Genomic DNA, 20,338 nt, shown 5'->3' with positions numbered 1-20,338 from the left:
CGGCAGGCCGCGCCCATGGCGAACGCCACGCTTCGCGCACTGCGCGCCGACATCACCCAGCTGGCGGTGGATGCCATCGTCAACGCGGCCAATTCGTCGCTGCTCGGCGGGGGCGGGGTGGATGGCGCCATCCACCGCGCGGCCGGCCCGGAGCTGCTGCACGAATGCCGGCTGCTGGGCGGCTGCAAGCCCGGGGATGCGAAAGCCACCCGGGGCTACCGGCTGGCGGCCTCCGTCATCGTGCACACGGTCGGTCCGGTGTGGCGCGGCGGCGCGAACGGCGAGGCGGGCCTGCTGGCCTCCTGCTATCGCAAGTCGCTTCTGCTGGCGAGCGAACGTGGGGCGAGGACGGTGGCGTTTCCCTGCATCAGCACGGGCATCTACGGCTACCCGATCGAGCAGGCGGCGGTGGTGGCCGTCGATGCGGTGCATGCCACCCTCGCGCAGACGCCCGGTATTCGGGAGGTGACCTTCTGCTGCTTCTCGGAGCAGGACCTGTCCGTATACCGGGCGGTGCTTGGGCAGGCGGCCGAATAGCATCGAGGGGTGGCTGGGAGACACCCTCTTTAAAACCATCGAGAATATTAATTGACTTTTAAATTCTCAATGGTGATATAATGCCCTTTGTTGCAGTCTTGGCGCCTGACCCGTGCCATCACCGCAACGCTTGCTGGGAACCGGCCATCGGCCCCCGGCAGGCCGCCTTTTGCGACCTTCGTCGCCCTGTCGATCTGCCGAGCTGCAGCCGACCGAGTTCCTCGATGCTCACGCAGGCCCTGTCCCGCCTGCGATCCTGAATGAATTAGATTTCCAAGACCGCCATTCCCATGGGCCCATACGTCGTCTCGCCCTCGACACACCCGACCGACTGTGGCCGCTTCCGTGCCTCCTTCTCGGTCCATCGATCCCAGGGTAACGGCAGCTACTGCCGCGTATTCCGTTTCGACAAAGCCTTTGCATCCCGCGAAGCCGCCCGGCTCTTTGCCATCACCCAGGGCTGGCTGCAAACGAGCATGCCGCATCCTCCGGCGTGCTGAGGCCCAGGGTCTGCCAAGGCAGCTCCCTTTTCCCCCTTCGCACCACCGTCCTCCAACGGCGCGCCATTCGTTGCGCACCTCTTTCAGAAAGGCTCTTTCCATGAGCAGCAAAATCTACGTGGGCAACCTGCCCTACTCCGTGACCGATGCGATCTTGCAAAGCAACTTTGCCGAGTTCGGCAACGTCTCCTCCGCCAAGGTCATGATGGACCGTGAAACCGGCCGCTCCAAGGGCTTCGGCTTCGTGGAAATGGCGTCCGCCGAAGTCGCGCAGGCCGCCATCACCGGACTGCACGGCATGTCCGTCGACGGCCGCTCGATCGTCGTGAACCTGGCCCGCCCCCGCGAAGAAGGCGGCGGCTCGGGCGGCTACAGCGCAGCGGGCTACGGCGCGAACAAGCGCTCCGACGTGGGCTACGGCACGGGTGGTTTCGGCGGTGGCCGTTACTGAGCCCTGCCGCACTCCGCGAAAAGCCGGCCCTCCTGGGCCGGTTTTTTTTCGCCCGGCCGTCCTGCATGCCGCTCCTGGGCGCGCGCCGCAGCGCGAGGGGGCACCCAATCTGGCAAAGGGCGTGAGGCCATTGCGGGTGCCGCCCGCATGACGGCCTACACTGCCCGCATGCCCTTCCCCCTCTCCGGCCCCCACGCCACCCTGGCCGCACTGCCCCGCGCAGCGGCCGGCGCGCACGCGGCCGCCAAGAGAGCGCATCGGCCGGTGCCCCCCGCACCTTCCTGAGCCCGGCGGTCCGCTCCCCTCTCCTCTTCTTTCAGCGCAACCCTCCGCCGCCGGGCCCCCGCCTCGCGCGGCCGCGGGCGCACCCTCTTTTGGGCGTTGCCCGCATTCATTCGATGGAGTGTGTCGATGCATGCAACGATTCACGGCGAGCGCACGCTCACCGAACTTGATTTCGCCCGCCTGAGCAAACTGCCCGGGCGCGAACTCCCCCCCGCCCTGGCCGCGCTGCTGGCCAGTGCCGAGGTGACGGGCTCGCGCGCCGTGCCCGGCGATGTCGTGACGATGTACTCGCGCGTGGAGCTGGTCGATGTGCAGACCGCCCGGCGCCAGACGCTCACGGTCTGCTATCCGCGGGATGCCGAGCCCACGGCCGGCTTCATCTCCGTGCTCTCGCCGGTGGGCAGCAGCCTGCTGGGCCTGAAGGTCGGTGACGTCGCGAAGTGGCTCACGCCGAACGGCGACGCCTGCGCGGCGCAGGTCGTCGCCATCCTCTTTCAGCCCGAGGCCAGCGGCGACTACCAGACGTAGCGCGGGCCGTGGCCTGCCGCACCGTATGCTCCTGCCATGGGTGAATTCGATCTGATCCGCCGTTTCTTCCAGCGCCCCGTGCGCCGTGCCGCGCTGGGCGTGGGCGACGACTGCGCGCTGCTCGCGCCCTCGCCGGGCATGCACCTGGCCGTCTCCAGCGACATGCTGGTGGAGGGCCGCCATTTCTTCGCCGACGTCGATCCCGAGGCGCTCGGCCACAAGGCGCTGGCGGTCAACCTGAGCGATCTGGCCGCGTGCGGCGCCCGGCCGCTGGCCTTCACGCTCGCCCTGTCGCTGCCGCGGGCCGACAGCGACTGGCTGGAGCGCTTCTCGCGCGGGCTGCTGGCGCTGGCCGATGCGCACGGCTGCGAGCTGGTGGGCGGCGACACCACGGGCGGGCCGCTCAACATCTGCATCACCGTGTTCGGCGAAGTGCCCGCCGGCCAGGCCCTGCTGCGCAGCGGCGCGCGCGCGGGCGACGACGTGTGGGTGAGCGGCACGCTCGGGGACGCGCGACTGGCGCTGGAGGCGCTGCGCGGCGAGCGCACCCTGCCCGCGCCCTGGCTGGCCCCGGCCCGCGAGCGGCTGGAGCGCCCCACCCCGCGCGTGGCATTGGGGCAGGCCCTGCGCGGGCTGGCCCGCAGCGCCATCGACGTGAGCGACGGGCTGGTGGGCGACCTGGGCCACATCCTGCAGGCCTCGGGCGTGGGGGCCCGCATCGACACCCAGAACGCTATTGAATTAATAGCAACAGGGGCAATGAGTACTAGGGCATCAGCGGCTTTTGACCACGAAACCCTGCTGCGCTGCGCCCTGGCCGGCGGCGACGACTACGAACTGCTGTTCACCGCCGCGCCCGAGCACCGCGCCGAGGTCCAGGCCGCCGGGCAGGCCACGGCCACGCCCGTGGCCCGCATCGGCACCATCGAGGCCGCGCCCGGCCTGCGGCTGGTGGATGCCCAGGGCCAGTCCCTCCCCCAGCAATACTCGTCATACGACCACTTTCGCTGATCGGCAGCGCAATCACTTGCGGGACATCACCGTCCCTGCAAAGCGGCAGTTGTCGTACCACTTTGTGACGAAATGCCACCGAAACCACGCGTGCGGCCATCCCGACGTTGGCCACCGATACCGACTGCGCAATCGTTTGCGCCTAAGTAGGTACTAACTCGAAGCGCCTTACCAAAGGCTTACGCACCTTCTGGAGCGTGGCAGACCGGGTAAACACGCATCGCCTCCTCTCCCCTGCCTCCCACAATCGCCGCCAAGTTGTACGACATCCTTCAAGATGATCTGCACACCAAGACAGCCGGGATCCCCAGGCTGCGATCGCCGCGCCGACGGCGCGTGCATTCCTTGCATCGAAGACGAGAGGAGACATTCCATGAAACGCAGAGATTTCGCGCTGACGGCGCTCGCGCCGCTGTGGCTCACCGCCTGTGGCGGCGGTTCGGGTGGCGCATCCGGCCCGCAGGGCGAGGCGGCCACCGCGCTGCGGCGCGCCGCCGACTACATGGACGAGGTGGTTTCGTACCGCGGCGGCTACGTGTGGTCGTACTCGCCCGACCTGAAGCAGACCTTCGGCGAGATGGAGGCCTACCGCACCATGTGCTGGATCCAGCCGCCGGGCACGCCCTCGGTCGGCCACGTGTACCTGGACGCCTACCACGCCACCGGCGACGAACGCTTCCTGCAGGCCGCCGAGCGCACCACGCTGGCCATCGTCGCGGCGCAGCACGCCTCGGGCGGCTGGAACTACATCCACGACTTCGCGGGCGAGGCGTCGCTGCGCCAGTGGTACGACACCATCGGCAAGAACGGCTGGCGGCTGGAGGAGTTCCAGCACTACTACGGCAACGCCACGTTCGACGACGCGGGCACGGCCGTGGCCTCGCAGCTGCTGCTGCGCATGTATGTGGAAAAGCGCGACGTGCGCTTTCTCGCGCCGCTGCAAAAGGCCATCGACTTCGTGCTGAACGCGCAGTTCGGCCCCGAATACGGCGTGGCGAACGGCGGCTGGCCGCAGCGGTTCCCGCACTTTCCCGGCGCGGTCGGCGCCATGCCCTCGCCCCACCCCGAGCAGGTGCCTGCGGGCGCCCATTCGGGCATGGAAGACGGCGACTACACGCTGCACGTGACCTTCAACGACGACGTGATGGGCGAGAACATCAAGTTCCTCACGATGTGCGTGATGGCGCTGGGCGAGACGCGCCTGCTGGCCCCCATCGCACGCGCCATGGAGTGCATGCGCCTCATGCAGCAAAGCGGCCCGCAGGCCGGCTGGAGCCTGCAGCACCTGTCGCGCCCCATGGGCGGCCGCCCGGCCGGCGCACCGGCCGGCGCGCGCAGCTACGAGCCCCGCTCGCTGGCCACGCACACCACGCAAACCAACATCCGCCAGCTGTTCAACTACTTCCAGCTCACGGGCGAGCGCCGCTACCTCGCGCGCATTCCCGAGGCCATCGCCTGGCTCAAGACCTGCCCGCTGCCGGCGGCGGCCATCGCGGGCAGCCCGCTGCTGGGCGGCGGCCGCACCCACCCCACGTTCGTGGAGCTGGGCACCAACGCGTCGCTGTACGTGCACCGCTACGGCTCCAACATCCACAACGGCGGCTACTACGCCGACAAGGACTGGGCCAACACCGTCAGCCACTACTCGGCGGGCCGCGCCATCGACATCGCGGGACTGGAGTCCACCTACCGGCAGCTCGATGGCATGAGCGATGCGGCGGTGGCCGCCATGGCGGCGCGCTCGCCCCTCCAGGCTGGCACCGCCACGCGCGCGCTGCCCCGGTATTTCTCGATCCGCGAGGTGGACTTCCCCGACCTGTTCGCGGGCGCCACCATGGCCACGCCCAAGGTGCCCGACAGCGAAGCGCAAACGCTGGTGGACGAACTGGGCGCCAAGGGCTACTGGACCTCGCCCGTGCCCGAGGTCGTCAACCCCTACCAGGGCGACGGGCCCTCGGCGGCCTACACCGGCACCGCCTACCGCAGCAAGCACGTGGGCGATGCCTGGGACACGTCGCCCTACCCGGCCGACAACCCGCCGGAGGTCCCGCCCTACGTGAAGCGGGACAAGCCGCAGTTCATCGTCACCTCGGAGTGGATCCGCCGCATGGGGCGGCTCATCGCCTACGTGGCACCGCAGGCGTGATCGACGGCTGACGTTTTCCGGCCCAGCCCCGAGCCCACCCACCGCAGCCTGCCGGTCCGGGATCCGATCCCGGGCCTGCAGGCTGCCTTTCTTTGGATCGCACCCCATGGATGGGCGCACAAAAGTATCATATTTATCAAATAAATACGGGGATGCCAGATCCTCAATGCCACCCATTTTTCTTTCCACGGACTGAAATTCCAAGAATTCAGACTATTTTTTGATACCCATTGCGGGGTTTCAAATTTATCATTTATACGAATTATTACATTTCAAATCACCCCCCGCCAGACCCGGAAGGATGGATATGAACCCGAGCCGCACCCTGACCGTTTCACGGCGACTTCTGATCGCTTTCGGTACGGTCATCGGTATCTTTCTGGCGGTCGCCGCCACGTCCCTGTACAGCAGCGCCCATCTGGCCGAGGCGGAAAAATGGAACATCCACACCGACCAGGTGCTGGACCGCTCCAACACGCTGCTCAAAAGCATGGTCAACATGGAAACCGGCACGCGCGGCTTTCTGCTCAGCGGCGAAGACCGGTTCCTGGAGCCCTGGAAAGCCGGCAGCCAGTCGTTCGACCAGGCCTGGACGGAGGTCAAGAAGCTGACCGCAGACAACCCGGCGCAGCAGCAGCGCCTGGACGGGATGAAGGCCCGCAACACCGAATTCACCACCGTGGTGATCGCCTTGATGCAGGCACGGCGCGACGTGGCGGCAGGCACCAGGACCATGCAGGACTTCCTCGCGCAGTTCGGCCAGGGCAAGGACAAGGCGGCCATGGACGGCTTTCGCGCGCTGCAGGGCGAACTCGACAAGGCCGAGAGCGACCTGCTCGCCCGCCGCTCCGCGGAAGCCGAGCAGCTGCGCGCCTTCAATGTCAACGCCGTCGTGGCCGGCTCCCTGCTCGCCATCGGGCTGGCCTGTGCGCTGGGCGTGTGGGTGACGCGGTCCATCACGCGGCAGCTCGGCGGCGAACCAGACTACGCCTCCGAGGTCGTGCGCCAGATCGCCGCGGGCAACCTCGCCGTGGACGTGAGCACCCGCGCAGGCGACCAGGGCAGCCTGCTGGTGGGCATGAAGGCCATGCGCGACAGCCTGGCGCAGGTGGTGGGCCAGGTCCGCCAGAGCAGCGACTCGATCGCCACCGGCAGCACGCAGATCGCCACCGGCAACGCCGACCTGAGCCAGCGCACGGAAGAGCAGGCCTCCAACCTGCAGCAGACCGCCGCCTCGATGGAAGAGATCACGGCCACCGTCAAGAACAACGGCGATACCGCCCGCCAGGCCACGCAGCTGGCCGACTCCGCCAGCGCCGTGGCGCAGCGCGGCGGCGTGGTGGTGGGGCAGGTCGTGGACACCATGGAGGCCATCACCGCCTCCAGCAAGAAGATCGTGGACATCATCGGCGTGATCGACGGCATCGCCTTCCAGACCAACATCCTGGCGCTCAACGCCGCCGTGGAAGCGGCCCGCGCCGGCGAGCAGGGCCGGGGCTTCGCCGTGGTGGCCAGCGAAGTGCGCAGCCTCGCGCAGCGCAGCGCCGACGCCGCCAAGGAGATCAAGGGCCTCATCACCGACAGCGTGCAGAAGGTGGACGCAGGCAGCCAGCAGGTGGAGGAGGCCGGCCGCACCATGGCCGACATCGTGGCCCAGGTCAAGCGCGTGAACGACCTCATCAGCGAGATCAGCGCCGCCACGCAGGAGCAGACGCTGGGCATCGGCCAGGTGAGCGACGCCGTGAGCCAGCTCGACCAGGTGACGCAGCAGAACGCCGCGCTGGTCGAGGAAAGCGCCGCGGCGGCGGACAGCCTGCGTGCGCAGGCGGGCAGGCTGGTGCAGGCGGTGAGCGTGTTCCGGCTGGACCACGAAGCCCCCAGCCTGCACGCGGTGGCGGCCCCCGCCCCGGCCCGCGCTGCAGCGACCCAACCCGCCCCGCTGCGCGACGCCTCCGCACCGCGTGCCCCGGCCCGCGTGGCGGCCGCTCCCCGAAAGGCCGCCGCGCCCAGCCCGAGCCAGCCCTCGCTGGCCATGGCCGGCGGCGGCAGCGAAGACGACTGGCAGAACTTCTGACCCGCCCCCGCGCACCATCCATGGCCCATCGTCCCACCCCGGTACGATGGGCCACCGGACCCCAACGGGACCCTTTTCTTCCTTCATTGCCTGCAAGAGATCCGCCATGGCCCTTTCTTCCTCTCCCACCGACACCACCGACACCGCCGCCGCCAATGCCGTCAGCCAGGGCGGCGAATTCCTCTCGTTCCGCCTGGGCGATGAGGAGTACGGCATCGGCATCCTCCAGGTACAGGAAATCCGCTCCTACGAGCCGCCGACGCGGCTGGCCGGTGCGCCCGACTTCATCAAGGGCGTGGTCGATCTGCGCGGCATCATCATTCCCATCGTGGACCTGCGCCTGCGGCTGCATTGCGCCAGCGCCGAGTACAACCACTCCACGGTGGTGATCGTGCTCAACGTCGGACAGCACACCGTGGGCGCGGTGGTGGACTCCGTCTCCGATGTGGTGGAGTTGACGGCGGAGATGATCCGCCCCGCGCCCCAGCTGTCCTCCAGCGTGGACGCCCAATTCATCCTGGGCCTGGGCAGCGTGAACGACCGCATGCTCATCCTCGTGGACATCGAGGGCCTGGTGGGCAGCGAGACGCTGGGCCGCATGCGGCCGACCGGCGTCAGCCCGGCCGCCGCGGCCGCTGCCGCGTTCATGGACTGATCGCCGAAGCGCCCTCGGCGCGGGGCTCCTGCGGGCCGCGGCGGGCACGGGTGAATAATCGCCGGGCGCGGCACCTTGCCGCCGCCTCCAGATCCATCCGCCAGCCCACCCAGGAGCCGCCCTTGATTCCCTCCATGCCCTCCCTGCGGCCCGTGCCTGCCGTCCGGCCGGCCGGCCCCACCATGGCCGCGCTGCTGACCTGTCTGTCCAGCGCCACGGCACTGCTGGGCACCGGCGCCGCCCTGGCGCAGGACAGCGTGGCCTCGCGCATCACCCAGGTCACCGTCTCCCCCGGCAGCGCCACCGTGGAGCGCACCGCGCGCGTGGCCGCCGGCGCCCGCAGCGCCGTGTTCCGCTGCCTGCCCGCCTCCATCGACACCGCCAGCCTGCAGATCGCCGCAGGCACCGGGGTGCGCGTGGGCGAATTCAAGATCACCACCGAAGACCGCGACGTGGCCGCCGGCTGCGCCAGCCCGCTGGACGGCCGCATCCAGGACCTGGAAGACCAGCTGGCCGCCGTGCGTGCCGAGACCGCCTCGCTGCAGCTCGTGAACCGCTACCTGCAGGGCGTGGCCGGCAATGCCGGCAGCGCGGCCGACACGCCGCCGCCCGACCGCCGCCCGGCCGCGGGCCCCGCCGCCGCGGTAAGCCCGGGCCAGATCGGCGCCACGGCCGATGCGCTGCGCAAGACCTCGCTCGACGCCCTCACCCGCTCGCACGCGCTCAAGCGCCGGCAGGAGGCGCTGGAGCTTGCGCTCAAGCCCCTGGTGGCCGAGCGCAACCGCAACGCGGGCGGCCCGCGGGCGCGCGCCGTGTCAGTCGCCGTCCACCTCGCCGCCGAGCGCGAGGGCGAACTGCGCCTGTCCTACCAGGTGCGCGGCCCCGGCTGGCAGCCCACCTACCGCGCCGTGCTGAACAGCGACACCGGCGCCGTGGTGCTGGAGCGCCTGGCGCTCGTCGCGCAAAACAGCGGCGAGGACTGGACCGATGTGCGGCTCACCCTCTCCACGCAAGCCGCCACCCGCGCCACGCGCGGCCCCGCGCCCGGTGCCTGGACCCTCGATGTGGCGCCGCCCCCGCAGCCGCAGATGGCCATGGCCCGCCTGCCCGCACCGGCGGCACCCGCCGCGATGGCCGCGCCGGCCAGCGTGGCCGAGGAAGCCGAGCCGCCCAGCTTCGACGTCACCGCGTTCGCCGGCACCTACGCCACGCAGTTCGCCGTGCCCCAGCGCATCACCGTGCCCTCCAACGGCCAACGCACCACGCTGGCCCTGGGCACGCACAACGCGGCCGCCACGCTGCTCACGCGCGCCGTGCCCGCCCGGCAGGAGACGGCCTATCTCGTGGCCGAGATCGCGCCGCCGGGCGCCTGGCCCGCAGGGCCCGTGGGGCTGTACCGCGATGGCGCCTTCATCGGCAACGACACGCTGGATTTCGCGCAGGACGCCACGGCCGGCGGCAGGGCCACCCTGTGGTTCGGGGCCGACGACCAGGTGATCGTGCAGGCCGAGCCGCCGCAGGAGACCACCGGCAGCGCCGGCTTCACCGGCGGGCGCACCGAGCGCCGCACCGATCGCGCCTACCGCGTGGAAAACCGCCACGCCCGGCCCATCGCGCTGCAGGTGCTGGACGCAGCGCCGGTCTCGCGCAACGAGAAGATCGAGGTCGAATCCCGCTACACGCCCGCGCCGCAGGACACGGCCTGGAACCGCACGCCCGGCACCATCGCCTGGCAGCAGCCGCTGGCCGCTGGCGCCACCGCGCGCTTCACGGCCACGCACACCGTGCGCTACCCGAAAGAGATCGCGCTGAGGGAGCGCGAATGAACGCCGCCCCCTTCGGCCCTGCCACGCCCGCCGCCGCACCGCGCCGCGCGACCGCCGCCTTCATGCGGTCGCACCCGGCGCACTGGATCGCCCTGGGCTTCGGCGCCGGCCTGTCGCCCAAGGCGCCCGGCACCGTGGGCACGCTGTGGGCGTGGCTGGCCTATCTGGTGCTGCAGCAGTGGCTCGCGCCCCTGCATTTCGGCGTGCTGATCCTGGCCGGCACGCTCGTCGGCTGGTGGGCCTGCACCACCACCGCGCGCCACATGGGCGTGGCCGACCCCGGCAGCATCGTGTGGGACGAGGTGATCGCCTTCTGGCTCGTGCTGTGGCTGGCCATGCCCATGGGCTTCTGGGGGCAGTGCGCGGCGTTCGCGCTGTTCCGCTTCTTCGACGCCGCCAAGCCCGGCCCCGTGGCCTGGGCCGACAGTTTGTTCAAGGGCTTCGGCTGGCGCGGCGGCTGGGGCATCGTGTTCGACGACCTGGTGGCGGCCTTCTGCACGCTGGTGGTGATCGCGCTCTGGAGGCATCTGTGGTGACACCGGACGATTCGCTATCGAAATCAGAGCATGATGCCCTAGAGAATATTGCGCTGGAGGCCCATTTGACCCACATCGCCGGGGCACTCGTGGCACGCGGCGCGATGCTGGCCACCGCCGAAAGCTGCACGGGCGGGCTGATCGCCGGTGCCTGCACCGACCTGGCCGGGTCGAGCCGCTGGTTCGAGCGCGGCTTCGTCACCTACTCCAACGCCGCCAAGACCGACCTGCTGGGCGTGCCCACCGCCCTCATCGCAGCGCACGGCGCCGTGAGCGAGCCCGTGGCGCGCGCCATGGCCGAGGGCGCCGTGGCGCGCTCGCGGGCGCAGGTGAGCGTGGCCGTGACGGGCGTGGCCGGGCCCGGCGGCGGGAGCGCGGACAAGCCGGTGGGGACGGTGTGGTTCGGCTGGTCGGTGGCGGGGCAGACCCACAGCGAAATGGTGCGCTTCGCGGGCGACCGGGCGGCCGTGCGTGCGGCCACCGTGGGGCATGCGCTGGCGCGGCTGGCCGATCTTCTGCACTGAACACCCATGCCTCGCGGCCGTCGGCCTCATGCGCGTGGAGCGGCGGTCTCCCTCGGTCCGGCGGACTCGATGCGGGCGGCATCCCAGCGCTTCAGTTCAACGGACTTCGCGAGCATGCCCAAGGTGATGGGCACCTTCCTCTGTCGATCCCGATAGCGGCGCAAAGGCATCCAAAACAACTGCAATGGATTGAACCCTTCGTTGTGGAAATACCGTCCGAAATCGAACCCGCTGGAATCGACGCCGAACTCCGCGAAGAAGGTTTCCATGAACTCCACCGCATCGTCGCCCGTGATGCTGAGATCGTCCTCGATCCTGGTCGCTGAATGAAGATCGCGCCGCGGCAGAACCCCGGACGCTCTTCTGGCGAACGCCTCGATTTCCTCCAGTGCCTGACCCGCCATCAACGAATCCTGCTGTCTCACGCGCCCGGCCCCAGCCGCCCCACCAGCCCCGCACTGGCCTCGTTCAATCCCACCACCTCCACCACCGCCCCGTGGTGCCGCAGCCGCTGCACCACCTTCTCCAGCGCGGCCACGGCCGTCACGTCCCAGAAATGCGCGCAGGACACGTCGATGCGCACGGGGCGCCCTTCGGCCGCGAGGATGTCGAACGCCTCGATGAACGCGTCGGCCGAGGCGAAGAACACCTGGCCCGACACGTGCCAGGTGCGCAGGCCGGTGGCGGCATCGTCCTCGGCCCGCACGCCGAGCAGGCGCGCGACCTTGAACGCGAAGAACACGCCGCTCAGCACCACCCCCACGCCCACCCCGGCCGCGAGGTTGTGCGTGGCGAGCGTCACGGCCACGGTGGCGAGCATCACGGCGCTGGACAGGCGCGGGTGGCGCACCACGGCGCCCAGCGACTTCCAGTCGAACGTCGAGGCCGACACCATCACCATGATGGCCACCAGCGCGATCACCGGCACGCGCGACACCCAGTCCTTCAGCGCCACCATCAGGATGAGCAGGAACACGCCGGCGAACAGCGTGGACAGGCGCCCGCGCCCGCCGTATTTCACGTTGCCCACGGCCTGGCCGATCATTCCGCAGCCGGCGATGCCGCCGAAGCAGCTGGCCGCGATGTTGGCCAGGCCCAGGCCCGCGCACTCGCGGTTCTTGTCGCTGGGCGTGTCGGTCATCTCGTCCACCACGGCGGCGGTGAGCACCGATTCGAGCAGCCCCACCATGGCGATCGCCAGCGCCGGCAGTGCGATGGCGCGCAGCGTCTCCAGCGACACCGGCACCGCGGGCAGGCCGAACAGCGGCAGCGCATCGGGCAACCGGCCCAGGTCCGCCACGGTGGGCAGGTGCAGCCCCGTGGCGGAGGCGATGAGCGTGAGCGCCACCACGCAGATCAGCGGCGACGGAATGGCGGTGAGCGCCCGCACCCGCAGCCGCTGGCCCAGCCACGGCAGGCCGTAGATGAGGGCCAGCCCCAGCGCCAGCATGCCCCAGGTGGCGGCGCCCGCGCCACGCAGGTGCGGCAGCTGCGCCGAGAAGATCAGCACCGCCAGCGCGTTGACGAAGCCCGTGCGCACCGAGCTGGAGACGAAGCGCACCAGCACGCCCATGCGCAGCAGCCCGAACGCCACCTGCACCACGCCCGCCAGCAGCCCCGCCGCCAGCAGATGGCCCAGCCCGTGCGACTGCACCAGCGGCGCCGCCACGAGCGCCACCGAACCGGCGGCTGCCGACACCATGGCCGGGCGCCCGCCCGCGAAGGCGATCACGATGCTGATGACGAACGAGGCGAACAGGCCCACGGAGGGATCGACACCCGCCACGAACGAAAACGCGATCACCTCGGGAATCAGCGCGAACGTGGCGACGGCACCCGCGAGCAGTTCGCGCGGAATGCTGGGCGCCCATTCGGCGCGCAGGCGGGCCAGGAAAGCAGGGGTCATGGAACGGCAACGCGCGCCGGAGCGCGCGTAAAAGCAAAAGGAAAGGGGAAGAAGAAGCGCCCGGTCAGGCCGCGCCGGCGTCCGTCAGGCGCCGCAGCACTTCTTGTATTTCTTGCCGCTGCCGCAGCTGCACGGGTCGTTGCGGCCGGGGGTGTCGGCGCGGCGCACGGCCTCCACGCGCGGGCCGATGCTCTTCCAGAGCTGGCGCAGGTCGTACACGGCCCAGACGGCTTCGCTGAACGACTCCAGGCGGGCCTCGCTCACGCTGGCCGGGCCGTCCTCGGCATACAGGTTGTGCTCGGGCTTGCCGGTGTCGTCCTCGGTCAGCACCACGATGTTTTCCAGCGCGCCGTCCAGCCACTGCGCGGCGTCCTTGTCGCGGGGGGCGGCCCATTCCTCGGGCCAGTTCTCCACCGCGAACATGAAGCCGAGCGCCCACACCTGGCCGAACGAGGGAATGTCCTGGCCGGCCATCTCGGCGCGCTCTTCCTCGGGCAGGCAGGCGACGGCGCCGCGCATGTCCATCACCTCGGGCTGGAAGGCGCGGTCGTCCTCCAGCGATTCCACCTCGGTGGCCAGCTGGCGGCTGACCTCGTCGAACCGCAGCGTCCACAGCTCCATGAACCGCGCCTGCTGGGCTTCGTCCTTGAAGGCCGGCAGCAGCGGCAGCGGGGCGCCCGCGCCCTCGGTCACATCAATGGGGCCGCCGTCGTCCAGCAGCATGGGCAGGTATTCGGCGGCGGGAATGGCGCGGCGCGTGCAGGCCAGCGCGGTCAGGAAACCGTCGCAGAACTCCCACTGCGGGATTTCTTCGGCACGGCTGCGCAGGTCGTCCAGCAGCGTGTCCAGCTCGTCGAGCGCATCGTTGTCGAGGGCGGGTTCGGTGCCGGCGGCAGCGGCGGTGTCGTGGGAGGATTCGGTCATGGGGCGGCTCCAGGGCGCGGCGGGGGGAGAAAAAGGCTTCGTTATGATGCCGCAGCCCGCGCAAAGCGGCGAACCGGGGCGGGCGCAGGCATGGCGTTGGAGGCAGGTGCAGACAGCCCCGCCCAGGGCCACGGCCGGGCCGCAGGCGGCGATTTTATCCGCCCGGCCCCGGCCGGCCCCTGCCGGCCTCGGTTCGCACCCCGTTCGCAGCCCCGGGCCCGGCCCGTTCCCCTCTTTCGCACCGACCCCATGCCGACCCACGCCGATCCTGCAGCGCCCGCCGCCGCCGCCCCCGCCGACCCCGCGGCCTTCCTGCGCGAGCATGCGGCCACCCAGGCGCCCAACGTGCAGAGCTACCGCCTGCCCGGCGAGCAGTGGTGGCTCAAGCGCGCGGGCGCCAGCCACGGCGCCGGGCGCTACCGCGCCATGGCCGTGCTGGCGCGCCTGCTGGGCCTGGCGGTGCTGCGCCCGGTGCCCACGCCGGGCGGGCCCGCGGCCATCGCCATCGAGGTGCGGCGCCTGCAGGACTTCGCCGCGCGCGGCCTGCGCGCGCCCGAGGTGCTGGCGGTGCAGCACGATGCCTTCCTGATGCGGCACTTGGGCGCCCCCGACGAGGAAACCCATTCCCTGGGCAACGAGATCGACCACGCCGTGGCCGAGGGCCCCGAGGCCGTGCTGGCCCTGTGGCGCCAGGGCCTGGACGCCATCGCCCGGGTGCACGCCAGCGGCACCTGCCTGAGCCAGGCGTTCGCCCGCAACCTCGTGCGCTGCCCCGACGGCGTGGTGGGCTACGTGGATTTCGAGGACGACCCCGCCACCGCGCTGCCGCTGGCCGTGTGCCACGCGCGCGATGCGCTGTGCTACGCCCAGTCCACCGCGCTCTACCTGCGCCAGGCGGGCGCGCTGGACGCGGCCCGCGCGCTGTGGGCGGCCTGGCTGGGCGCCCAGGGCCCGGACATGCGCGCGGTGCTGGCCACCACGGTGCACCGCCTGCGCTGGCTGCGCCACCTGCCGCCGAGCCGGCGCCTGGGCCGTGACCTGCAGCGCGTGCGCGCCGCCTACGACCTGCTGGCGCCCTGACCGCCCCCACCCAGGCGCAGAGGGCGCCTGGGCGCGGTCACTCCTCGCTCGTCCACTCCACCTGCACGCCCAGGCTGCGCAGGTTCTCCACGAAGCGCGGGTGCGCGCGCCGGATGGGCGTGGCGTTGCGGATCTCCGAGCGCCCGTCGATGCTGGCGGCCACCATGAACAGGGCGATGGCCACGCGGATGATGTAGGGGCTCTCCACCACGGCGGGCGTGAGCGCATTGCCGCCGAAGGTCACGATGCGGTGCGGATCGGACGAGAACACGTGCGCGCCGAACTTCGACAGCTCGCCCGTCCAGCCCAGCGCCCCGTCGTACACCTTGTTCCAGAACATCGCGTTGCCCTGCGCCCGCACGCCCAGCGCGATGAAGATGGGCAGCAGGTCCACGGGAAAGTAGGGCCAGGGCGCGGCCTCCACCTTGGTCAGCACGTTGCTGGTGAAGGGCGTCTGCACGGTGAGCGGCCCCTCGCGGTGCGCGCGCGACCAGCCGTCCGCATGCTCGATGCGCACGCCGAACTTGGCGAAGGTGCGGTCGATCAGCGGGAAGTTCTCCGGCGCGCTGTTGCGCACCACCACGTCGCCGCCCGTGATGGCCCCGAGGGCCAGGAAGGTGGTGATCTCGTGGAAGTCCTCGTCGAAGCGGAACTCGCCACCGCCCAGCGCCGCGCCGCCGTGCACCGTGAGGCGCGAGGTGCCGATGCCGTCGATGCGCACGCCCAGCATGGACATGAAGCGGCAGAACTCCTGCACGTGCGGCTCCGACGCGGCGTTGTTGAGCGTGGACACGCCGCTGGCCGAGGCCGCGCACAGCACGAAGTTCTCGGTCGTGGTGACCGAGGCGTAGTCGAGCCAGTGGTGGGTGGCGTGCAGCGGCCCGGCGCAGCGCACGAGCAGCGAGCCCTGCGCGCGCTCCACCGCGCCGCCGAAGCTGCGGAACACCTCCACGTGCGGATCGATCTCGCGCACGCCGAGCGTGCAGCCCTTCACGTTGTCTTCGAGCCGCGCCACGCCGAAGCGCGCCAGCAGCGGCGGCACCAGCATGATGGACGATCGCATCTCCTCGGGCAGGCGGTGGGCGGCGGCGTCGAACGCGGTGTCCTTGTGGTGCAGTTCCAGCGTGCCGCTGGCGTGGTCCATGCGCACGTCGCTGCCCAGGGTGCGGAAGATGTCCAGGATCTTGCGCACGTCGGTGATGTCGGGCACGCCGTGCAAGGTGAGCGGCGCCTGGGTCAGCAGCGTGGCGCACAGCACGGGCAGCACGGCGTTCTTGTTGGCGGAGGGCGTGATGCGGCCACGCAGCGGCGTGCCTCCGTGCACGATGAGATTGGACATGGGCGGGATGCGGGGGAAACCCGAAAAGAAAACAGCCGGCACTGTAACCCCCTCCCCCCTGTGGCGCCCGAGCGGCCGCGCTCCCCCGGGTCGCGTGCGTTTCCGTAGCCGGCCGTGGGCCGCGTCCGACAGCCCCCCGCCTGCGCGCAGCCTATCTTCGCCGCAGCGCTCCCGCCTTTCCTTTCCTACCGCCTGCATGTCTTCCTCTGCTTCTGCCGCTGCGCACCCCGCGGCAGCCACCGCGGCACCCGCCCCCGCCCCCCTCGCCGCTTCCCGGCGCGCTCCCACTTTTTCCGCCGCCGCCTGGCGCCAGTTCATGAGCGTGGCCAAGCCGTACTGGCTCGGCGACAAGAAGGTCGCGGCCTGGTCCCTGCTCGGCCTGCTGGTGCTGCTGATGCTGTGCGAGACGCAGCTGGCCGTGATGCTGATCGACCGCACTGGCGAGATGACCTCGGCCCTGGCCGCCAAGGACCGCGACCGCTTCTGGGACGCGGTGCGCACCTGCCTGCTGGTGCTGGGCTTCGCCGTGCCGGTGTACGCCTTCTACTACTACATGCGCGATGCGTTCTCCAACCACTGGCGGCGCTGGCTCACGCACCGCTTCCTGGACGGCTACCTGGGCGGCCGGCGCTACTACGAGCTGAACACGCAGGGCGGCATCGACAACCCCGACCAGCGCATCAGCGAGGACATCAACACCTTCACCGGCCGCTCCACGCACTTCCTGCTGATCTTCGTCGGCGCGGGCATGCAGCTGGTGGCCTTCAGCACCGTGCTGTGGTCGATCTCCAAGGTGCTAGTGGCCTTTCTGGCGGTGTACGCCCTGCTGGGCACGGTGGTGGCGCTGTGGGTGTTCGGCGCGCCGCTCATCCGCCTGAACTTCTGGCAGCTGCGGCGCGAGGCGGATTTCCGCTTCGGGCTGATGCGGCTGCGCGAGAACGCCGAGTCGATCGCGTTCTACCGCGGCGAGTCGCAGGAGCGCGCGCAGCTGGACCACAGCTTCCAGGCGGTGTTCACCAACTACGCGCGGCTCATCAAGCGCCAGCGCTCGCTCAACCTGTTCCAGCGCGCGTTCAGCCAGCTCACGGTGGTGATTCCCGCCATCATCCTGGCCGATGCGGTGCTCTCCGGCGACATGGAGGTGGGCCGCGCCATCCAGGCGGCCGGCGCGTTCGCGGCGGTGCTGGCCGCCGTCTCGCTGATCGTGGACAACTTCGAGAGCCTGAGCCGCTTCGTGGCCGGCATCGGCCGGCTGGACACGCTGGCCCAGGCCCTGCTGGGTGCGCCGGCCCGGCGCGAGGAGCCGGCGGCGCCCGAGGCCGTGTCCGCCGCACGCAAGCTGCGCCGCCAGCAAAAGCGCGAGTCGCGCCGCCAGCGCGGCACCCCGTCGATCGCCCCGGCAGCCCAGGCCACGCCCCCCGCGCCCGCTGCCAAGGCACCGGCCCCGGACACCTCCCGCGAGATCCAGGCGCGGGAAGGCGAACGCCTGGCCATCGACGGGCTCACGCTCTACACCCCGAAATTCGGCCGCCTGCTGGTGAAGGACCTCACGCTGGAGCTGCAGCCGGGCGATGCGCTGCTCATCACCGGGGCCAGCGGCTGCGGCAAGAGCTCGCTGCTGCGCGCCATCGCCGGGCTGTGGCGCACGGGCGACGGCGTGGTGCAGCACCCGCCGCTGGACGAGGTGTTCTTCCTGCCCCAGCGCCCCTACATGCAGCCCGGCACGCTGCGCAGCCAGATGATCTACCCGGCGCGCACGACCGCGCTGGACGATGCGCAGTTGCTTCAGATCCTGAACGACGTGCACCTGCCCGAGCTGGCCGGCCGCGTGGGCGGGCTCGACGCCACGCGCGACTGGGAAAAGCAGCTGTCGGTCGGCGAACAGCAGCGCCTGGCCTTCGCCCGCGTGCTGGTGCGCCAGCCGCGCACCGTGATCCTGGACGAAGCCACCAGCGCGCTGGACGGTGCCAACGAAGCGGCGCTGTACGAGCGGCTGCGCGCCAGCGGCGCCTCCATCATCAGCATCGCCCACCGGCCGGCGGTGCTGGCACACCACACGCACGTGCTGCAGCTGCTGGGCGAAGGCCGCTGGGCCCTGCACCCGGCCGAGGGCTTTCAGTTCGAGGCGTGAGGGGAGCCGCCGAGCGCCGCGCGCACGGCCCGTGGCCTGCGCGGCTTCATGCGGCGCACGCCGCGGGCTCCAGCACCAGCACGGTCGCCACATGCGCGTCCTGCGCCAGCAGGCGCTTGCGCATGCAGACCACGGCCTTGTCCTTGGACAGCAGGATGGCGCGGTGCGCCACGGCCAGGTCGATGAACTTCTGGTCGTCCGCATCCTTGCACACCGAGGGCACGCGCGCCGCCTCGGGCACCACGCGCACCCGGGCGTCGAAGGCAGCCAGCACGGCCGCGGCATCCAGGCCGTAGAACGCCAGGCGCGGCACGATCTGCGGGTAGGCCAGCACGCGCTCCAGTTCGTCGCGCATGGCCTGCGTGGCCACCCACTGCAGCCGCCCCTGGGCGAGCAGCTCGCGCAGCGGCGCCACGGCGGGGTCGGCGAACACCAGCAGGTCCAGCACGATGTTGGTGTCCACCACCACCGCACGGGGGGCCTCGCCGCCCGCGGCCTGCGCCGGCAGGCGCAGCTCAACCCGCATCGGGCGGGCTTTCCACGGGCCGGGGGGGACGCTCGCGCGCCGAGCCGCGCACCATGTCGAAGCGGAACAGGCGGCACTCGATGGGGCCGTTCCACATGGGCACGCGGCGCGACTCCTTCAGGCGCATCTTGCCGGGCAGCTTGAGGTCGGGCGTGAGCATCCAGCCCTGCCAGCCGGAGAAGTTCTTCTTCCAGTGCGTGGCGAGCTGGCTGAAGAACTCGCCGCCGTCCTCGGTCTGCGCCGTCTCGCGGCCCGCGCGCTCCACGTGGCCGGCGCGCTCGGACGCGCTGCGCCCGGCCGTGCCCGCGGCGGCGATGCGCTCGCCGTAGGGCGGGTTCAGCAGCATCACGCCGGGCTGGGCGGTGGGCGGCATGCGCTGCAGCGCGTCGCCGCCGCGCAGCTCGATGGCCTGGGCCACGCCCGCGCGCTCGGCGTTGCGCTGGGCGAAGTCCACCATGCGGTGCGAAACGTCCGAGCCGAAGATGCCCACTGCCGGCGGTTTGATTGCCTGTTCTGCTTCATTTTTGATAGCAGACCAGACATGGGCCTGGAACGGCAGCAGCTTCTCGAAGGCGAACCGCCGCTGCATGCCGGCGGGGATGTGGCAGGCCATCTGCGCCGCCTCGATCAGCACGGTGCCGCTGCCGCAGCAGGGGTCGTACAGCGGCACGTCGCCCTGCGGGTCCCAGCCGGTGGCCGCGATCATGGCGGCGGCCAGGGTTTCCTTGAGCGGGGCGTCGCCCTTGTCCTCGCGCCAGCCGCGCTTGAACAGCGGCTCGCCCGAGGTGTCGATGTACACCGTGGCCTCGTCGGTGGTCAGGTGCAGGTGGATGCGCACGTCGGGCCACTGGGTGTCCACGTCCGGGCGCACGCCGGTCTTGGCGCGAAAGCGGTCGGCCACCGCGTCCTTCACGCGCAGCGCGGCGAAGTTCAGGCTGGTGAGCGGGCTGTGCTGGGCGGTGACGTCGATCTTGAAGCTCTGGCGCGGGGTGAACCAGATCTCCCAGGCGACCTCGCTCGCGGCGGCGTACAGGTCGTTCTCGGAGCGGTATGGCCGGTGGCCGAGCTGCACCAGCACGCGCTGCGCGAGGCGGCTGTGCAGGTTGAGCATCAGCGCGTCGCGCCAGGAGGCCCGCAGCAGCACGCCGCCCCGGCCGGTGAGCAGGTCCTGGCCGGTCAGGCCGGTGATGCCGTGCACCTCGTCGGCCAGAAAACCCTCGACGCCAGCGGCGCAGGGCAGGAAAAGTTGCAGTTGGTTCATAGACGGCCCCGAGGATACGCGCTGGCAGCACCGTTGCGGCGCCGAGGGGCCCCCGCCGCCCGGCAAGGGCGCGGCCGGGCATGCGGGAAGACCGGCGA

19 protein-coding genes are annotated in these 20,338 nt (G+C 70.8%); 13 read left to right on the top strand and 6 right to left on the bottom strand.

Features of this window, described 5'->3' with window-relative positions:
• The first annotated feature begins 15 nt into the window (after positions 1–15).
• From AVME950_RS19060 to AVME950_RS19015, 11 genes are all read left to right on the top strand, one after another.
• Complete coding sequence (locus tag AVME950_RS19060) at positions 16–537, top strand: O-acetyl-ADP-ribose deacetylase (protein ID WP_284413398.1); 522 nt, start codon at positions 16–18, stop codon at positions 535–537.
• 290 nt (positions 538–827) lie between these two features.
• On the top strand, positions 828–1,037 hold the full coding sequence (locus AVME950_RS24415; RefSeq protein WP_317353765.1) for a hypothetical protein: 210 nt from the start codon (positions 828–830) through the stop codon (positions 1,035–1,037).
• Positions 1,038–1,137: 100 nt separating this feature from the next.
• Entirely contained in the window at positions 1,138–1,488 is a 351-nt protein-coding gene (rbp, locus tag AVME950_RS19055; RefSeq protein ID WP_284413396.1) for an RNA-binding regulator, read from the top strand.
• A 411-nt stretch (positions 1,489–1,899) separates the two neighbouring features.
• Positions 1,900–2,301 carry a GreA/GreB family elongation factor gene (locus AVME950_RS19050; protein ID WP_284406631.1) on the top strand — a complete coding sequence of 134 codons (402 nt, stop codon included), beginning with the start codon at positions 1,900–1,902 and terminating at the stop codon, positions 2,299–2,301.
• A gap of 36 nt (positions 2,302–2,337) precedes the next feature.
• Positions 2,338–3,312: a thiamine-phosphate kinase gene (thiL, locus tag AVME950_RS19045; protein ID WP_284431011.1), complete on the top strand. Its 975-nt coding sequence runs from the start codon at positions 2,338–2,340 to the stop codon at positions 3,310–3,312.
• A gap of 373 nt (positions 3,313–3,685) precedes the next feature.
• Positions 3,686–5,458 carry a pectate lyase gene (locus tag AVME950_RS19040; RefSeq protein ID WP_284431010.1) on the top strand — a complete coding sequence of 591 codons (1,773 nt, stop codon included), beginning with the start codon at positions 3,686–3,688 and terminating at the stop codon, positions 5,456–5,458.
• Between the two features lie 307 nt (positions 5,459–5,765).
• The gene (locus AVME950_RS19035; RefSeq protein ID WP_284431009.1) at positions 5,766–7,532 is read left to right on the top strand and encodes a methyl-accepting chemotaxis protein; all 1,767 of its coding nucleotides are present in this window, start codon (positions 5,766–5,768) and stop codon (positions 7,530–7,532) included.
• 106 nt (positions 7,533–7,638) lie between these two features.
• Complete coding sequence (locus AVME950_RS19030) at positions 7,639–8,187, top strand: chemotaxis protein CheW (RefSeq protein ID WP_284431008.1); 549 nt, start codon at positions 7,639–7,641, stop codon at positions 8,185–8,187.
• Positions 8,188–8,369: 182 nt separating this feature from the next.
• Positions 8,370–10,013 (top strand): DUF4139 domain-containing protein, encoded by a 1,644-nt coding sequence (locus AVME950_RS19025; protein ID WP_284431128.1) that lies wholly within the window; start codon positions 8,370–8,372, stop codon positions 10,011–10,013.
• Complete coding sequence (locus AVME950_RS19020; RefSeq protein WP_284426230.1) at positions 10,010–10,549, top strand: phosphatidylglycerophosphatase A family protein; 540 nt, start codon at positions 10,010–10,012, stop codon at positions 10,547–10,549. The genes AVME950_RS19025 and AVME950_RS19020 overlap by 4 nt, the downstream gene beginning before the upstream one ends.
• Before the next feature lie 104 nt (positions 10,550–10,653).
• Entirely contained in the window at positions 10,654–11,073 is a 420-nt protein-coding gene (locus AVME950_RS19015; protein ID WP_284431127.1) for a CinA family protein, read from the top strand.
• A gap of 26 nt (positions 11,074–11,099) precedes the next feature.
• Here the strand turns inward: AVME950_RS19015 and AVME950_RS19010 are convergent, their stop codons facing one another.
• The 3 genes from AVME950_RS19010 to AVME950_RS19000 all read right to left on the bottom strand — a co-directional run bounded on the left by AVME950_RS19010 (position 11,100) and on the right by AVME950_RS19000 (position 13,903).
• Positions 11,100–11,477, bottom strand: a complete 378-nt coding sequence (locus tag AVME950_RS19010; protein WP_284431007.1) for a DUF1493 family protein — start codon at positions 11,475–11,477, stop codon at positions 11,100–11,102.
• 17 nt (positions 11,478–11,494) lie between these two features.
• A complete protein-coding gene (locus tag AVME950_RS19005) occupies positions 11,495–12,979 on the bottom strand; it encodes a SulP family inorganic anion transporter (protein ID WP_284431006.1) in 1,485 nt (494 codons plus the stop codon).
• Positions 12,980–13,063: 84 nt separating this feature from the next.
• Complete coding sequence (locus tag AVME950_RS19000; protein WP_272565705.1) at positions 13,064–13,903, bottom strand: UPF0149 family protein; 840 nt, start codon at positions 13,901–13,903, stop codon at positions 13,064–13,066.
• Positions 13,904–14,152: 249 nt separating this feature from the next.
• On the opposite strand from AVME950_RS19000, the gene AVME950_RS18995 reads away from it, so the two are divergent.
• The gene (locus tag AVME950_RS18995; RefSeq protein ID WP_284431005.1) at positions 14,153–14,983 is read left to right on the top strand and encodes a BUD32 family EKC/KEOPS complex subunit; all 831 of its coding nucleotides are present in this window, start codon (positions 14,153–14,155) and stop codon (positions 14,981–14,983) included.
• A gap of 37 nt (positions 14,984–15,020) precedes the next feature.
• Here AVME950_RS18995 and AVME950_RS18990 read toward each other — a convergent pair whose 3' ends face one another.
• Positions 15,021–16,322 carry a UDP-N-acetylglucosamine 1-carboxyvinyltransferase gene (locus tag AVME950_RS18990; protein ID WP_284431004.1) on the bottom strand — a complete coding sequence of 434 codons (1,302 nt, stop codon included), beginning with the start codon at positions 16,320–16,322 and terminating at the stop codon, positions 15,021–15,023.
• Positions 16,323–16,518: 196 nt separating this feature from the next.
• Here AVME950_RS18990 and AVME950_RS18985 point away from each other — a divergent pair, with 196 nt between their 5' ends.
• A complete protein-coding gene (locus tag AVME950_RS18985; RefSeq protein ID WP_284431003.1) occupies positions 16,519–18,453 on the top strand; it encodes an ABC transporter ATP-binding protein/permease in 1,935 nt (644 codons plus the stop codon).
• A 46-nt stretch (positions 18,454–18,499) separates the two neighbouring features.
• Here the strand turns inward: AVME950_RS18985 and AVME950_RS18980 are convergent, their stop codons facing one another.
• Both AVME950_RS18980 and AVME950_RS18975 read right to left on the bottom strand, forming a co-directional pair.
• A complete protein-coding gene (locus AVME950_RS18980; RefSeq protein WP_284431002.1) occupies positions 18,500–18,979 on the bottom strand; it encodes a putative toxin-antitoxin system toxin component, PIN family in 480 nt (159 codons plus the stop codon).
• A complete protein-coding gene (locus tag AVME950_RS18975) occupies positions 18,969–20,240 on the bottom strand; it encodes a THUMP domain-containing class I SAM-dependent RNA methyltransferase (RefSeq protein WP_284426224.1) in 1,272 nt (423 codons plus the stop codon). The genes AVME950_RS18980 and AVME950_RS18975 overlap by 11 nt, the downstream gene beginning before the upstream one ends.
• Between the last annotated feature and the right edge of the window lie 98 nt (positions 20,241–20,338).

Source organism: Acidovorax sp. SUPP950 (genome assembly GCF_030158935.1).
GTDB lineage: Bacteria > Pseudomonadota > Gammaproteobacteria > Burkholderiales > Burkholderiaceae_C > Paracidovorax.
This window is presented reverse-complemented; position numbering and strand designations above follow the sequence as displayed.